We start from the raw sequence: 14,796 nt of genomic DNA, 5'->3' as shown, positions 1-14,796 counted from the left end.
CATGGGCAAGGACCTGCTTCTGGCGATCGACACCGCCAACGAGCGCTGCTCCGCCGCGCTGCTTCGCTTGTCGGACGGCACGTTCGCGGCCATCCGCGAGGAGGAAATCGGGCGCGGCCATGCCGAGCGGCTGATGGGCGTGATCGAAGAGGTCCTCACTGAGGCGGGTGCGGACTGGAGCGAGATCGGCAAGCTCGCCGTCTGCATCGGGCCGGGCTCGTTCACCGGCATTCGCGTCGGCGTCTCCGCCGTGCGCGGGCTGGAACTCAGCCTCGGTCTTCGCGCCGTCGGCATCTCGACGCTGGAGGCGTTGGCCGAGCCCGAATGGAGCGAAGGGCCGGTTCTGGCGGTCCACGACGCCAGGCGCGGCGAGCTTTATGCCGCGCTCTTCGCGCAAGGCGGAGATCCGTTGCGGACCCCGGAAGCGGTGACGCCGGAGGCGCTCGGCACTTTCATCGGCGCGGTCGGTGCGGGCCTGCGCGTCGTCGGCACGGGCGCGGAGATCGCGCGGGAGGCCTTGGGCGAGGACGCGGCGTCCTTCCTGCCGGACCGGCGCTTCGCCTCGCTCGCCGCCCTGGCCCGGCTCGCTGCCCGGCGCGAGCCCGGCGCCCCGCCGCTGCCGCTCTATCTGCGCGGCGCCGACGCCAAGGCGCAGACGCCGCTCGGCCTGCGCGCGGCGGCTCAAGCCTGAGCTTGGGCCTGAGGCTGGCCCGAGCCTGACGCAAAGACGCACTAGCGGATCTGCCTTCATCGGCAGCATAATGATGCGGAAAGGGGCGAGGCGCAGAATGGACGCCCGACCTCTTCTCGGAGAGAAGCATGTACTGGTATCTCCCCCTTGCCTGGACCCTGTCCTTCTGGGACGGCCTTCTCGGCCCCTCCGGCTACGTGGCCATGCCGCTCGGGCTGGACGATCTCGACGAGGCCGCCGAAATCCATTCGGAAGCCTTCACCCAATCCTGGTCGGGCGATGAGTTCGCCTCGCTCTTGGGGCAGGGGGGCACGTTCGGCTTCATCGTGCGCGCCGAAAACAACCACAAGGCGGTGGGCGTCGTCCTGGCGCGCCTGACGGTGGACGAGGCCGAAATCCTCACCATCGCCGTGGACAAGGCGGCGCGCGGCAAGGGCATCGGCCGCCTTCTCATGGACAACACGCTGCAATATCTCCATGCCGAGCGCGCCGCCTCGCTGTTCCTCGAAGTGGAGGAGACCAACACGGCCGCGCTCGCGCTGTATCGACGCCTGCGCTTCGAGGAAGTGGGCCGTCGCCCCGCCTATTATGCCGGGCCGGACGGCACGCGCACCAGCGCCCTGATCCTGAAACGAGCCCTGCGTGACTGAAGCGCGCCTCGGCGAGCCGGTGCTGCCGGCGAGCGAACCCGCGCGCCGGCGCGATCCGCTCGGCACGCTGCGCCTCCTTTTCATCGCCTTCGTTCTTGCAGTGATGACGGTCGTGCTGGGGCCGCTGCAGATCCTGGCGATCCGTCGCGGCTGGCCGCTCGCGCGCCGGCTTCCCTTCGTCTGGCACCGCGTCGCCGCGCGGCTGATCGGCCTGCGCCTCCACATTTCCGGCGTGCCCGCGGAAGGGCGCCCGCTGCTGATCGTCGCCAACCACCAGTCCTGGGCCGACATCGTGGCGCTCGGCGCCGTGATGCCGCTGTCCTTCATCGCCAAGAGCGAAGTCGGCACCTGGCCGGTCTTCGGGCTTCTCGCCAAGCTGCAGCGCACCATCTTCGTCGAGCGGGAAGCGCGCGGGCGCACCGGCGAGCAGGCCGACGCGATCGGCGAGCGGCTGAACGCCGGCGACGCCATGGTTCTGTTTGCGGAAGGCACCACCTCGGACGGCAACCGCGTCCTGCCGTTCAAGACCGCCCTGTTCGGCGCGGCCCAGGCCTCGCTGCGCCGCTCGGGCAAGGAGGCGGTGTCGGTGCAGCCGGTATCGATCGCCTACACCAAGGCCAACGGCATGGCGATGGGCCGCTATGGCCGCCCGCTCGCGGCCTGGCCGGGCGATGTGGAACTCGGGCCGCATCTCCTCGCCTTCCTGCGCGAAGGGGCGGTGGATGCCGAAATCCGCTTCGGCGAGCCGATCCTCTTCGATGCCAAAAGCGACCGCAAGGCCGTCGCCCGGCGCTGCGAAACCGTGGTCTCGGCGCTGCTTCTGCGGAGTCTGCGCGGCTGCGACGAAAGCATCCGTTAGAGGCAAAGCGTCGTTTGCCGAGAAACCCGGCTTGCGCGCTCCCCCCCGCCGGCTGATATAGAAGGGAAGGCAAGAAGGTTGGCTGCGCGTTCCGGTTGGGGCGGCGCGGCTCGCAAGGTGCCGTGTCGGACCCCGTCGGGACAGGATCCTTTCGGACATCAGGATCGGCGGGGCCGCGATAGAAGCTGGCCGGGGCGGTTTGGCCTCAGCTTGCATCACGAAGGACGCATGAGCGAGACGATCGACGAACGAGGCATCGAGCCGGCCGACAACAGGCGCAAGGTCTTCATCAAGACCTATGGCTGCCAGATGAACGTCTACGACAGCCAGCGCATGGGCGACGCGCTGGCCAAGGACGGATACCGGCCGACCGACAGCGTCGAGGACGCCGACCTCGTGCTCCTCAACACCTGCCATATCCGCGAGCGGGCGGCCGAGAAGATCTATTCCGAACTCGGGCGCCTGCGCGTCCTGAAGGCGGAGCGCGCCGCGCTCGGCCAGGAGATGCGCATCGGCGTCACCGGCTGCGTGGCCCAGGCCGAAGGGCCGGAGATCATCGCACGCGCGCCCGTGGTCGATCTCGTGGTCGGCCCGCAGACCTACCACCGGCTACCGGAGGTTCTGGCTCGCGTCGCCAAGGGCGAGCGGGTGATCGAGACCGACTATGCGGTGGAGGACAAGTTCGAGCATCTGCCGAACCCCTCGGCCAAAGAGATCCGCCAGCGGGGCGTCGCCGCTTTCGTCACCGTGCAGGAAGGCTGCGACAAGTTCTGCACCTTCTGCGTCGTGCCCTATACGCGCGGCGCCGAGGTGTCGCGCCCGCGCGCGGCGATTCTGGCCGAAGCGCGGCGGCTGGCCGAGGCGGGCGTGCGCGAACTGACCCTGCTCGGGCAGAACGTCAACGCCTGGGGCCCGGCCGATGGCGGTCTCGCCTCGCTGCTGCGCGAGCTGGCCGAAATTCCCGGCATCGCGCGGCTGCGCTACACGACCTCGCATCCCCGCGACATGGACGAGGCCTTGATCGAGGCGCATCGCGACCTTCGCGCGCTCATGCCCTATCTGCATCTGCCCGTGCAGTCCGGCTCGGACCGCATCCTCAAGGCGATGAACCGGCGCCACAAGGCGGCCGACTATCTCAAGCTTCTGGATCGCATCCGCGCCGCGCGGCCCGACATCGCTCTGTCGGGCGACTTCATCGTCGGCTTTCCCGGCGAAAGCGACGCCGATTTCGAGGCCACGCTGGAGCTGGTGCGCGAGGTTCGCTACGCCGCCGCCTACACGTTCAAATATTCGCCGCGCCCCGGCACGCCGGGCGCGACGATGGACGGCCACGTGCCCGAAAACGTGAAGACCGAGCGGCTCGACCGGCTCCAGGCGCTGATCCGCGAGCAACAGGTGGCCTTCCAGGAAAGCTTCGTGGGACGCGACACCGAGGTGCTGATCGAGAAGCCGGGGCGCCATCCCGGCCAGATGATCGGCCGCTCGCCCTTCCTTCTGCCGGTCGTGGTGCCCGCGTCGGCGGGCGAGGTCGGCGACATCGTTTCGGTTCGCGTGTCCGCGAGCATGACCAATTCCCTCATGGCCGCCGGCGCCGAGCCGGTTGACGCTCCCGACCCCGCCCCCGTGGCGGCGGAGCCACCTTTAAGGAAGATCGCATGAAGGCAGCGCGCGGCATGTCACCGGTCTCCGGCGCGTCGGACATGGCCCATCTCGTACTGACCTTCGACGACAACCGGCTCGCCGGCGCCCTGTTCGGGCAGTTCGACGAGCATCTGGCGCTGATCGAGCAGAAGCTGCATGTCGACGCGCGGGCGCGCGGCAACAAGGTGGAGCTGAAGGGCGATCCGACCGCCAGCGAGCAGGCCCGGCGCGCACTGGACTTCCTCTACGGCCGGCTGCAGGGCGGCGCCGAGATCGGCCCCTCCGACGTCGAGGGCGCCATCCGCATGGCGGTGGCGCAGGACGATCAGCTTGTGCTGCCGACGCTGGAGAAGAAGGGCCGCATCTCGCTCGCCCAGATTTCGACCCGCAAGAAGACCATCCACGCCCGCACCCCGACCCAGGACGCCTATATGCGCGCCATGGACCGGGCCGAGCTCGTGTTCGGCGTCGGCCCGGCCGGCACGGGCAAGACCTATCTCGCCGTCGCCCACGCCGCCCAGCTTCTGGAGCGCGGGCAGGTCGAGCGCATCATCCTGTCGCGCCCCGCCGTGGAGGCGGGCGAGCGGCTCGGCTTCCTGCCGGGCGACATGAAGGACAAGGTCGATCCCTATCTGCGCCCGCTCTACGACGCGCTTTACGACATGATCCCGGCCGAGAAGGTGGAGCGGGCGCTGGCCGCCGGTGCCATCGAGATCGCGCCGCTCGCCTTCATGCGCGGCCGCACGCTGACCAACGCGGCGGTGATCCTGGACGAGGCGCAGAACACGACCTCGATGCAGATGAAGATGTTCCTGACGCGCCTTGGCGAAAACGCGCGCATGGTGGTGACGGGCGATCCCTCGCAGATCGACCTGCCGCCGGGTCAGACGTCAGGGTTGGTCGAGGCGCTGCGTATTCTCGAAGGCGTGTCCAACATCGTCTCCGTGCGCTTCGAATCCAAGGACGTCGTGCGTCACCGCCTCGTCCAGTCGATCGTCGAAGCCTACGAGGGCGACGCCACGCAGAAGCGCAGCCAGGCGAACGGCCGGTCATGACGGACGGGCGACAACCCGGCGCGCCGCGCATTCTCCTATCAGAGGAGTGCGATCTCTGGCGCGCCATTCTGAAGGGCGACCCCGAGCCCCTGGTGCGCGAGGCCGTGGATGCGGTTGCGCGCGACCAGGGTTTTGCGGCCGATCTCGATACCGAGGTCTCCGTCACGCTGACCGATGACGCCGAGGTGCGCGAGGTCAATCGCGAGTGGCGCGGCAAGGACAAGCCGACCAACGTCCTGTCCTTTCCCATGAGCGACCTTTCGCCCGGCGACGCGCCGGGGCCGCTGCTGGGCGATCTCGTACTGGCGGCCGAAACCTGCGAACGCGAGGCGGCCGAGGAAGGCAAGAGCGCGGCGGACCATGTCCGTCATCTGCTTGTGCATGGAATGTTGCATCTTCTCGGCTTCGACCACGAGACGGACGAGGACGCCGAGGACATGGAGTCCGCCGAGATCCGCATCCTGGCCGGCCTCGGCATCCCCGATCCCTACGGCGACGCCGAGCTTGTCGCCGATCAACGCACCAACGAAAGACTGCCCTCATGAGCATGACCCAACATCAGGACGAGACGCCCTCGGGCGAGCGCCTGACGCCAGAGGCGCCGGACGGACGAAGTCGGCGGCGGCCGCGGGAGGACGAGCCCGGTTTCTTCGAGCAGCTCGTCACCTTCCTGAGGCCCCGCGTTCCGCCCTCGCTGCGCGAGGAACTCGTGGAAGCCCTGGTGGGCGGCGGCGGGGAGGCCACGGGCTTCTCGCCCGGCGAACGCCTGATGCTCACCAACATTCTCAAGCTCCACGGCCTGCGCGTGGAGGACGTCATGGTGTCCCGCACCGAAATCGACGCCGTGACGATCACGGCGACGCTGGCCGAGCTGATGGCCCGCTTCGAGGAAACCGGCCGCTCGCGCATGCCCGTCTACGGCGAAGGCCTCGACGATCCGCTCGGCATGGTCCACATCCGCGACATGATGGGCCACATCACGCGAGCCGCGCTGTGCTTCGGCCACGACAAGGCGATCGAAGGCGCGCCGGTGCGCTCGACGCTCGACCTCGCTCGCGTCGATCTCGACCAAACGATCTCCGAACTCGGCCTGCTTCGGCAGGTGCTCTTCGTGCCGCCCTCCATGCACGCGGCCGAGCTGATGTCGCGCATGCAGGCGAGCCATATCCAGATGGCGCTGGTGATCGACGAATATGGCGGGACCGACGGTCTCGTCTCGCTGGAGGACATTCTCGAAATCGTCGTCGGCGACATCGAGGACGAGCACGACGACGAGGAGGTGCTCGTCACCCATGCGGGCGACGGGGTCTACTACGCCGACGCGCGCGCCGATCTCGAGGATATCAGCAAGATCGTCGGCGCCGATTTCGACGTCAGCCGCTTCGAGGAAGAGGCCGAGACGATCGGCGGTTTGGTGGTCCACGCGCATGGCGGCCTGCCGGAGGTTGGCGCCGTGATCGAGGCCGTGCCCGGCTTCGAGATCGAGGTGCTGGAGGCCGATCCGCGCCGCGTCAAGCGCCTGCGCATCGTGCGGTTCCCCGAAGGCGCGGCGCCCGAACTCGCCCAATAGGCGCGCCGCCCCGGGTCTGCGAAAGCTTGTCCTTCTAGACGAATGGATCGCGCGCCTTTATCGGCGCTGCGACCGGCCTTGCCGGCCCAGGGAGGGGAAGCGATTTGCAAACGGGACTTCAGCGTCTGGCGGGGCGCATCATCTTGAGCGACGGCTGGGCGCGGGCGGCCATCGCCTGTCTCGCGGGGGCGTTGCTGGTCCTGGGGCTCGCGCCCTTCAACGTGCCGGCCGTCGGCTTCGTGTCCTTTCCCATCCTGGTCTGGCTGGTGGACGGCGCCAGCGGTGCGCCGGGCGCGGGGCTGCTGCGCCGCTCCTGGCCGGCTTTCCGCGTCGGCTGGCTCTTCGGCTTCGGCTATTTCGTCGCCGGCCTCTGGTGGCTGGGCGCGGCCATGCTGGTGGATGCCGCCGAGTTCTGGTGGGCGCTGCCGCTGGCGATCCTCGCCCTGCCGGCCGCGCTCGCCGTTTACTGGGGTCTGGCGACGGCGCTGGCGCGCCTCGTCTGGAGCGACGGGCCGGCCCGACTGGCCGCGCTGGCGGCGAGCCTCGCCCTGTTCGAATGCCTGCGCGGCGTGCTCTTCACGGGATTCACGTGGAACACGGTCGGCGCCATCGCCGCCCCGGTGCCGATGCTCATGGGTTCGGTCTCTTTGATCGGCCTCAACGGGCTGACCCTCGTCTCGCTCTTCGTCTTCTCGCTACCGGCGCTCCTGGCCTATCCCACGCGCGGTCGCGGTCTGGCCTCCGTTCTCGGCGCGGCGCTCGTCGCTCTGCATGTCGGCTTCGGTGCGTGGCATCTGACGCAGGCACCCACCGGTCACGTGCCGGGGGTCTCGCTGCGCCTCGTACAGCCCAACATCCTGCAGGGACAGAAATGGGACCCGGCCGAGGCCGAGCGCATCTTCTCGCGCCAGCTGGAACTCACCGCCGGCCCGCGCCCGCCGGAGCCGATCCTGCAAGGCGCGGACGAGGCAGCCCAGGCAGCGTCCGACGCGCCGGGCCGTCGCCTCGTGATCTGGCCCGAATCCGCCTTTCCCTTCATTCTCACCCAGCGCCCCGACGCGGTGGGGAGCTTGGCCGAGACGCTTGCGCCCGGCGATACGCTGATCGCCGGGGCGACGCGCATGGAGGGCGAGGGCGCCCGCGCGCGCTTCTTCAACTCGATCTACGTGATCGCCGAGGACGGCACGATCCTCGACGCGCAGGACAAGCTGCATCTCGTGCCCTTCGGCGAGTACCTGCCGTTCCAGGCGGTGCTGGAGCGCTGGGGCGTCAACCAGCTGACGCATCTGCCAGGCGGCTTCTCGGCCGGCGCTTCGCGCCGCCTGCTGGCGGCCGGGGCAGGGGGGCCGCGCTTCCTGCCGCTCATCTGCTACGAGATCATCTTTCCCGGCGAGATCGAAAGGGGCGGCGAGCGACCCGACTTCATCCTCAACGTGACCAACGACGCGTGGTACGGGCAGACCCCCGGCCCTTATCAGCATCTGCGGCAGGCGCAGTTCACCGCCGTCGCCCTCGGCCTGCCGCTCGTGCGCGCGGCCAACACCGGAATCTCGATCGTGACTGATTCGGCGGGGCGCCCCGTGGCGGGTCTGGCGCTCGGCCAGGGCGGCGCGGTGGACGCCGTTTTGCCGTTGCCGGGCGCTCCGACGCTTTATGCTAAAATGGGGGAGAGCCTCTTTTTCGCGCTTTGGGCCATTGCTGCCTTTTTGGCAATCATGGGTGTGGTCCGATTTCGCCATACGGTTGATTGACGCCAAGCCGGACGGCCCCTAACCAATTCATCTGCAGGAATACCTCTATCATTGGTTCCGCATCATTCGGTGGACTTGCGACGACGCGGGCCGAGCCGAAGGCTCCGGTGGGGTAACGGGCAGAAGGCGGCAATGGCAGATGTGAAGAAGATACCCAATCCGGTCGACGTCCACGTGGGCGCGCGGCTTCGATTGCGGCGCACGAGCGTGGGCATGAGCCAGGAGAAGCTCGGCGAACATCTGGGCATCACGTTCCAGCAGATCCAGAAATACGAGAAGGGCACGAACCGGATCGGCGCCAGCCGGCTGCAGAACATCAGCGAGGTTCTCAGCGTCCCCGTCGCGTTCTTCTTCGACGGGCTCGACAATCCGCCCGCCACCGTCAATGGGATGCAGGAACCCCCGAAGGAGTTCGTCCATGACGGCTACAATTCGAGCGAGACGCTGCAGCTGACGCGCGCCTTCGCGCGCATCGCCGATCCCAAGGTTCGCCGCCGCGTTCTCGATCTCGTGCGCTCGCTCGGCTCGCTCGAGGATGAGCCCGAAAACAGCTGAAACGGCACGTTTTACCTCGTTTCGCGGGGGTATGAGGGCAGATTTCGCTTGCGCGAAGAGCCCTCATTTTCTAACCCCGGCGAGCCCGCGACCTCGCGCGGGTGAGGCGGCAGGTCGGGCTTTGCGCCGACCGCACGGGAGATCTCCACGCAGATGGCGCGCAGCGATTACCTCTTCACCTCGGAAAGCGTCTCCGAAGGACACCCCGACAAGGTTTGCGACCGCATCTCCGACGAGATCGTGGATCTTCTTTACAAGGAAGCGCGCAAGACCGGCATGGACCCGTCTCTCTTGCGCGTGGCCTGCGAAACGCTCGCCACCACCAACCGCATCGTCATCGCCGGCGAAGTGCGCTGCTCGGTGGAGCCCGGCCGCCTGAAATCCAAGGTTCGTTCGGCGGCCCGCAAGGCCGTGAAGGCCATCGGCTACGAGCAGGACGGCTTCCACTGGAAGACCGCCAAGATCGACGTTCTCCTGCACGAGCAGTCTGCCGACATCGCCCAGGGCGTGGACGTGGGCGCGGAGAAGAACACCGAGGGCGCGGGCGACCAGGGCATCATGTTCGGCTATGCCTGCCGCGAGACGGCGGACCTCATGCCGGCGCCGATCTTCTACGCCCAGAAGATTCTGGAGCGCCTCGCCACCGCCCGCAAGAACGGCGAAGGCGACGCGGGCAAGCTCGGCCCGGACGCCAAGACGCAGGTCACCGTGCGCTACAAGGACGGCAAGCCGGCCGAGATCGTCTCGATCGTCCTGTCCACCCAGCATCTCGACGAATCCCTGAACTCCAAGGACGTGCGCGCCATCGTCGAGCCCTTCGTGCGCGAGGCGGTGGCGGATCTGGCGATCGCCAAGGATTGCGTCTGGCACGTGAATCCGACCGGCAAGTTCGTGATCGGCGGCCCGGACGGCGACGCCGGCCTGACCGGCCGCAAGATCATCGTGGACACCTATGGCGGCGCGGCGCCGCACGGCGGCGGCGCCTTTTCGGGCAAGGACCCGACCAAGGTGGACCGCTCGGCCGCCTATGCCGCGCGCTATCTCGCCAAGAACGTGGTCGCTGCCAAGCTCGCCGACCGCTGCACCATCCAGCTTTCCTACGCCATCGGCGTCGCCGAGCCCCTGTCGGTCTATGTCGACCTGCACGGCACCGGCACGGTGGACGAGGCGGACGTGGAAAAGGTGCTGCGCGAGGTCATGGACCTGACGCCGCGCGGCATCCGCGAGCATCTCCAGCTCACCAAGCCGATCTACGCCAAGACCTCCGCCTACGGCCATTTCGGCCGCAAGCCCGGCCGCGACGGCTCCTTCTCCTGGGAGCGCACGGACCTCACGTCGAAGCTGAAGGCCGCCCTTGGCCGCTGAACGCCGCGTCAACGCCCCGAAGGCGAGAACCCGCGAGAACTTCTTCGGCCGTTCTCGCGGCAAGACCCTGCGTCCGCTCCAGGCCGATCTCCTGGCCGAGCGGATGCCGACGCTCGGCCTCGACCTCGCCGAGCCCGCGCCGGCCGACGTGACCGGGCTGTTCGAGGCCGAAGTCTCGGCCGTGCGCCTCGAGATCGGCTTCGGCGGCGGCGAGCATCTGCATCTGGAATCGGGCCGCCATCCCGGCACGGGCTTCATCGGCGTCGAGCCGTTCCGCAATTCCATGGCCAAGATGCTGGTGGCGCTGGAAGCCGAGCCGCGCGCGAACCTTCGCCTGTTCGACGACGACGCCACGATGCTGCTCGACTGGCTGCCGGACGCCTCGCTCGACGGGATCGACCTCTTCTATCCCGACCCCTGGCCGAAGCGGAAACATTGGAAGCGCCGCTTCGTCAACGAGCGCACGCTGAAGCGCTTTGCCCGTGTCCTGAAGCCCGGCGCGCGCTTCCGCTTCGCGTCCGACATCGAGACCTATGTGGACTGGACGCTGCAGCACGTGCGGGGCCACGAAAGCTTCGAATGGCTGGCCGAAGGGCCGGCCGACTGGCACACGCCCTATGCCGGCTGGCCGGGCACGCGCTACGAGGCCAAGGCGCATCGCGAGGGGCGCAAGGGCGCCTATCTCACCTTCCGCCGCCTCTGACGGCGCGCCGGCAAGCCGCAAGGCTTGCCAGAGGGAGGCTCGAGGGGTATATGACAGGCAAATCCTCTGCGATACGGTCGTTGAGAGTGGGTCCACCCGGTCCCGCTCTTTTTTGTTAGGAAGATCGCGATCGTGGGGCATGGCGGGTGGAGGCCGGACGAAACCGGCGCCGCTCGGCAGGAATGAACCATCGGAGACTTCGTGACGGATCGCATCATCATCGAACAAGGCCTCGAAGCGCGCATCGCCGCGATCGTGGAACCCGCCATGGAACAGGTCGGCTACCGGCTCGTGCGCGTGCGCGTTTCGGCGATGAACGGCGCGACGCTGCAGATCATGGCCGAGCGCCCCGACGGCACGATGACGGTCGAGGATTGCGAGGCCGTGAGCCGGGCCGTTTCGCCCGTTCTCGACGTCGACGATCCGATGGACCGCGCCTACCACCTGGAAGTCTCCTCGCCCGGCATCGATCGGCCGCTGGTGCGCAAGACCGATTTCGAGACCTGGTCCGGCCAGCTTCTGAAGCTGGAGACGGGCCGCCTCGTCGCGAACCGCAAGCGGTTTCGCGGCCGCGTGACGAATGTGGACGCCGACGGCATCCGGCTGGAGCGCGACGGCGTGGCCGCCGACGACGGCGAGGCCGTGGTCGAGATCCCCTTCGACGCCATCGCCGAAGCGCGGCTGATCCTGACCGACGAGCTTCTGGCCGCCTCGCTGAAGGCCGACAAGGACGCGCGCAAGGCGCGCGGCCAACCCGTGGACGACGAGGACGAGGGCGAAGACGCCTCCGCCGGCTGAGCCGGCACGACGATCGCGCCGGGTGATCCTTCGGGAGCCGCCCGGACTGGCACAAGCGCCCGCGCCCCGCGCGGGCATGAACCGCGAAGCCGAACGAGCCTTCTGAGCGCTTCTTCGGGCTTTCGACGAGGAGAGACACATGGCAGTCAGTGCGAACAGGCTCGAGCTTCTGCAGATCGCGGATGCCGTCGCGCGGGAAAAGTCGATCGATCGCGAGATCGTCATCGCCGCCATGGCCGACGCCATCCAGAAGGCGGCGCGTTCGCGTTACGGCCAGGAAACCAATATCCGCGTCGACATCAACACCAAGACCGGCGAGATGAAGCTGCAGCGGCTCCTCGAAGTGGTCGAGGATGTCGAGGACCCCAACACGCAGATCTATCTCGAGCTCGCCCGCGACAAGAATCCCGACGCCGAGCCGGGCGACTTCATCGCCGAGCAGCTGCCGCCGATGGAGTTCGGCCGCATCGCCGCCCAGTCGGCCAAGCAGGTCATCGTGCAGAAGGTGCGCGAGGCCGAGCGCGACAAGCAGTACGAAGAGTTCATCGGCCGCGTCGGCGAGATCATCAACGGCACGGTGAAGCGCGTCGAATACGGCAACGTCATCGTCGATCTCGGTAAGGGCGAGGGCATCATCCGTCGCGACGAGCAGATCCCGCGCGAGCTGTTCCGCTATGGCGACCGCGTGCGCGCCTTCGTCTACGACGTGCGCCGCGAGCCGCGCGGGCCGCAGATCTTCCTGTCGCGCACCCATCCGCAGTTCATGGCCAAGCTCTTCACCATGGAAGTGCCGGAGATCTACGACGGCGTGATCGAGATCAAGGCGGTCGCCCGCGACCCCGGCTCGCGCGCCAAGATCGCCGTGATCTCGCGCGATTCTTCGGTGGACCCGGTCGGCGCATGCGTGGGCATGCGCGGCTCGCGCGTGCAGGCCGTGGTGGCCGAGCTGCAGGGCGAGAAGATCGACATCATCCCCTGGTCGCCGGAAGCCGCATCCTTCCTGGTCAACGCCCTTCAGCCGGCCAAGGTCGCCAAAGTGGTGCTGGACGAGGATGCCGAGCGTATTGAAGTCGTGGTCCCCGATGACCAATTGTCTCTTGCGATCGGCCGCCGCGGACAGAACGTCCGCCTTGCCTCGCAGCTGACGGGCTGGGACATCGACATCCTCACCGAGCAGGAAGAATCCGAGCGTCGCCAGAAGGAATTCGCCGAGCGTTCGGCCCTGTTCATGGAAGCGCTGGACGTCGACGAGATGGTCGGCCAGCTCCTGGCGTCGGAAGGTTTCGCCACCGTCGAGGAAGTCGCCTATGTCGATCTCGGCGACGTCGCCTCGATCGAGGGCTTCGACGAGGACACGGCCGCCGAGATCCAGAACCGCGCCAAGGACTATCTCGACCGCCGCGAGGCGGAACTGGACGAGAAGCGCAAGGCACTGGGCGTCGCCGACGAGCTTCGCGAGATCGAGGGTCTGACGACTCAGATGCTGGTCGCGCTCGGCGAGGACGGCGTGAAGACGGTCGAGGACTTCGCGGGCTGTGCGGCGGACGATCTGGTCGGCTGGAGCGAGCGCAAGGACGGCGAGACCAAACGCTTCACTGGCGCGCTCTCGGCCTTCGAGCTGAGCCGGACGGACGCCGAGGCCATGATCATGCAGGCCCGCGTCAAGGCGGGCTGGGTCGAGGAAGCGCCCGAGGAGGTCGAAGAGGACCTCGAAGGCGCCGAGGATGAAACCACGGTCTGAGGCGAAAGGTTAGGCAAGGCGTGACGACGAGCGAGATGTTGGATGACGGACTGGAGGAGGTGGTGATGAACGGGCGCATGTGCATCGTGTCGCGCCGCTCGCTCGAGGCCGATCTCCTCGTGCGCTTCGTCGCCGCGCCGGACGGCCGCCTCGTGCCCGATCTCAAGCGCCGCCTGCCGGGGCGGGGCGCCCATGTCGAGGCGCGCCGCGAGGTGGTGGAGCTTGCCGTCAAGCGTCGCATCTTCTCGCGCGCGCTGAAGCAGGACGTGTCGGGCCTGGAAACGCTGGCCGACGATCTCGACGCGCTTTTGGTGCGCTCGGCTCTCGGCTCGCTCGGCCTCGCCCGCAAGGCGGGGCAGATCGTCACCGGCTCGGCCAAGGTCGACGCGGCGCTGCGCACCGGCAAGGCGGCGGCGAGCCTCCATGCCAGCGACGCGGCGCCCGACGGCGTGCGCAAGCTCGACGGCGCCCGCCATGCCGGCGAGGTGTCGGGGCGCGCACGGCCGACGCCGATGTTTCGTCTGCTCGGAGCCGACGAAATGAGTTTGGCCCTTGGCGGGGAAAACGTGGTACACGCAGCCATCTTGCCCGGCAGCGCCGGGATGGCCCTCGTCAAACGTCTCGAAGCGCTCAGTGCTTATCGGGGCGAGAAGGCCGGTCGGGACGGCGAAAGCCCGCCCGACTCATGAGACCGTATCGATGTTCAACAACAAAGCTTGGTTGCGAAATGCTCTAGGCACGGATAATGGGCGCGAGGATCAGATCCCGCGCAGGAAGCGGAAGCATATATGAGCGACACGAAATCTGGCGACGACAAGACGCTGAGCGTCACCCCGAAGAAGACCCTGACCCTGAAGACGGGGGGCGCAGCCGCGCCTTCGACCGTCCGGCAGAGCTTCTCGCACGGGCGGACGAACAATGTCGTCGTCGAGACCAAGAAGCGGAAGTTCTCCAAGCCCGAGGACGCGGCGAAGGCCGCCGCGCCTGCAGCGCAGGCCGCAGCCCCCAGCGCCCCGGCCGCGCCGCGCCCGGCTCTGACGCCCGCCCAGCAGGCAGCGCTCGCTCGCGCCGCCGAGAACCCGCAGGCGCCCGTGCCGCCCGATCGCCCGGTCGCCGCTCCGGCCGCTGAGGCCGCGCCTGTCGCCGCTCCCACCGTTGCCGCCGAAGCTCCCGCGCAGGCGCCCGCCGCAGAGGCAGTCGCCGCTCCGGCCGCGCCCGCGAGCGCGCCGGCCGTCGCCGAGACGCCGGCTCCCGCACCCGTTTCCGAACCGGTGGCCGCTGCCGCCGCTCCGGCACCTGTCGACGCGCCTGCCGCGCCGACCCCCGTTTCCGTGACCGAACCCCCGAGAGCCGACACCCTGAAGCCCGCCGCCCCCGAATCCATCAAGCCCGTCCAGGCTCCCGCCGCCACGACGGC

The 14,796-nt window shown here is 68.4% G+C and carries 15 protein-coding genes; all 15 read left to right on the top strand.

Features of this window, described 5'->3' with window-relative positions; all coding sequences use genetic code 11:
• The first annotated feature begins 1 nt into the window (after nt 1).
• The gene (gene tsaB, locus AUL32_RS10690; RefSeq protein ID WP_062114664.1) at nt 2–691 is read left to right on the top strand and encodes a tRNA (adenosine(37)-N6)-threonylcarbamoyltransferase complex dimerization subunit type 1 TsaB; all 690 of its coding nucleotides are present in this window, start codon (nt 2–4) and stop codon (nt 689–691) included.
• A 203-nt stretch (nt 692–894) separates the two neighbouring features.
• Nucleotides 895–1,341 (top strand): ribosomal protein S18-alanine N-acetyltransferase, encoded by a 447-nt coding sequence (gene rimI, locus AUL32_RS10685; protein WP_374700946.1) that lies wholly within the window; start codon nt 895–897, stop codon nt 1,339–1,341.
• 103 nt (nt 1,342–1,444) lie between these two features.
• Nucleotides 1,445–2,200 carry a lysophospholipid acyltransferase family protein gene (locus AUL32_RS10680; protein WP_062114737.1) on the top strand — a complete coding sequence of 252 codons (756 nt, stop codon included), beginning with the start codon at nt 1,445–1,447 and terminating at the stop codon, nt 2,198–2,200.
• Nucleotides 2,201–2,428: 228 nt separating this feature from the next.
• Entirely contained in the window at nt 2,429–3,859 is a 1,431-nt protein-coding gene (gene miaB, locus AUL32_RS10675) for a tRNA (N6-isopentenyl adenosine(37)-C2)-methylthiotransferase MiaB (protein WP_062114658.1), read from the top strand.
• Nucleotides 3,856–4,896, top strand: coding sequence for a PhoH family protein (locus AUL32_RS10670; RefSeq protein ID WP_062114655.1), 1,041 nt, complete (start codon nt 3,856–3,858; stop codon nt 4,894–4,896). Before miaB ends, AUL32_RS10670 begins: the two co-directional genes overlap by 4 nt.
• Nucleotides 4,893–5,441, top strand: a complete 549-nt coding sequence (gene ybeY, locus AUL32_RS10665) for an rRNA maturation RNase YbeY (protein WP_082659528.1) — start codon at nt 4,893–4,895, stop codon at nt 5,439–5,441. Before AUL32_RS10670 ends, ybeY begins: the two co-directional genes overlap by 4 nt.
• Complete coding sequence (locus AUL32_RS10660) at nt 5,438–6,466, top strand: hemolysin family protein (RefSeq protein WP_061972923.1); 1,029 nt, start codon at nt 5,438–5,440, stop codon at nt 6,464–6,466. Before ybeY ends, AUL32_RS10660 begins: the two co-directional genes overlap by 4 nt.
• A 104-nt stretch (nt 6,467–6,570) precedes the next feature.
• Complete coding sequence (gene lnt / locus AUL32_RS10655) at nt 6,571–8,217, top strand: apolipoprotein N-acyltransferase (RefSeq protein ID WP_062114652.1); 1,647 nt, start codon at nt 6,571–6,573, stop codon at nt 8,215–8,217.
• Between the two features lie 132 nt (nt 8,218–8,349).
• On the top strand, nt 8,350–8,772 hold the full coding sequence (locus tag AUL32_RS10650) for a helix-turn-helix domain-containing protein (protein WP_061972920.1): 423 nt from the start codon (nt 8,350–8,352) through the stop codon (nt 8,770–8,772).
• A 153-nt stretch (nt 8,773–8,925) separates the two neighbouring features.
• Entirely contained in the window at nt 8,926–10,137 is a 1,212-nt protein-coding gene (metK, locus tag AUL32_RS10645) for a methionine adenosyltransferase (protein WP_061972918.1), read from the top strand.
• Nucleotides 10,127–10,840 (top strand): tRNA (guanine(46)-N(7))-methyltransferase TrmB, encoded by a 714-nt coding sequence (gene trmB, locus AUL32_RS10640; RefSeq protein WP_062114650.1) that lies wholly within the window; start codon nt 10,127–10,129, stop codon nt 10,838–10,840. The genes metK and trmB overlap by 11 nt, the downstream gene beginning before the upstream one ends.
• A gap of 201 nt (nt 10,841–11,041) precedes the next feature.
• Nucleotides 11,042–11,638, top strand: coding sequence for a ribosome maturation factor RimP (gene rimP, locus AUL32_RS10635; RefSeq protein ID WP_082659526.1), 597 nt, complete (start codon nt 11,042–11,044; stop codon nt 11,636–11,638).
• A gap of 139 nt (nt 11,639–11,777) precedes the next feature.
• Complete coding sequence (nusA, locus tag AUL32_RS10630; RefSeq protein ID WP_062114644.1) at nt 11,778–13,379, top strand: transcription termination factor NusA; 1,602 nt, start codon at nt 11,778–11,780, stop codon at nt 13,377–13,379.
• 50 nt (nt 13,380–13,429) lie between these two features.
• Nucleotides 13,430–14,068 (top strand): RNA-binding protein, encoded by a 639-nt coding sequence (locus tag AUL32_RS10625; protein ID WP_062114733.1) that lies wholly within the window; start codon nt 13,430–13,432, stop codon nt 14,066–14,068.
• A gap of 99 nt (nt 14,069–14,167) precedes the next feature.
• On the top strand, nt 14,168–14,796 hold a 629-nt coding region (locus AUL32_RS10620), incomplete at its 3' end, for a translation initiation factor IF-2 associated domain-containing protein (protein WP_192847450.1).

The sequence above is a fragment of the Aureimonas sp. AU40 genome, from assembly GCF_001463785.1.
Classification (GTDB): domain Bacteria; phylum Pseudomonadota; class Alphaproteobacteria; order Rhizobiales; family Rhizobiaceae; genus Aureimonas.
Note: the sequence above shows the minus strand (reverse complement) of the source record. Positions and strands in the feature narration are given on the sequence as shown.

Bases quoted from the DNA above. Each gene is read 5' to 3' on its own strand.
- miaB (WP_062114658.1), top strand. From the start codon at position 2,429: ATGAGCGAGACGATCGACGAACGAGGCATCGAGCCGGCCGACAACAGG.
- ybeY (WP_082659528.1), top strand. From the start codon at position 4,893: ATGACGGACGGGCGACAACCCGGCGCGCCGCGCATTCTCCTATCAGAG.
- nusA (WP_062114644.1), top strand. From the start codon at position 11,778: ATGGCAGTCAGTGCGAACAGGCTCGAGCTTCTGCAGATCGCGGATGCC.
- AUL32_RS10670 (WP_062114655.1), top strand. From the start codon at position 3,856: ATGAAGGCAGCGCGCGGCATGTCACCGGTCTCCGGCGCGTCGGACATG.
- AUL32_RS10660 (WP_061972923.1), top strand. From the start codon at position 5,438: ATGAGCATGACCCAACATCAGGACGAGACGCCCTCGGGCGAGCGCCTG.
- rimI (WP_374700946.1), top strand. From the start codon at position 895: ATGCCGCTCGGGCTGGACGATCTCGACGAGGCCGCCGAAATCCATTCG.
- tsaB (WP_062114664.1), top strand. From the start codon at position 2: ATGGGCAAGGACCTGCTTCTGGCGATCGACACCGCCAACGAGCGCTGC.
- metK (WP_061972918.1), top strand. From the start codon at position 8,926: ATGGCGCGCAGCGATTACCTCTTCACCTCGGAAAGCGTCTCCGAAGGA.
- AUL32_RS10680 (WP_062114737.1), top strand. From the start codon at position 1,445: ATGACGGTCGTGCTGGGGCCGCTGCAGATCCTGGCGATCCGTCGCGGC.
- AUL32_RS10650 (WP_061972920.1), top strand. From the start codon at position 8,350: ATGGCAGATGTGAAGAAGATACCCAATCCGGTCGACGTCCACGTGGGC.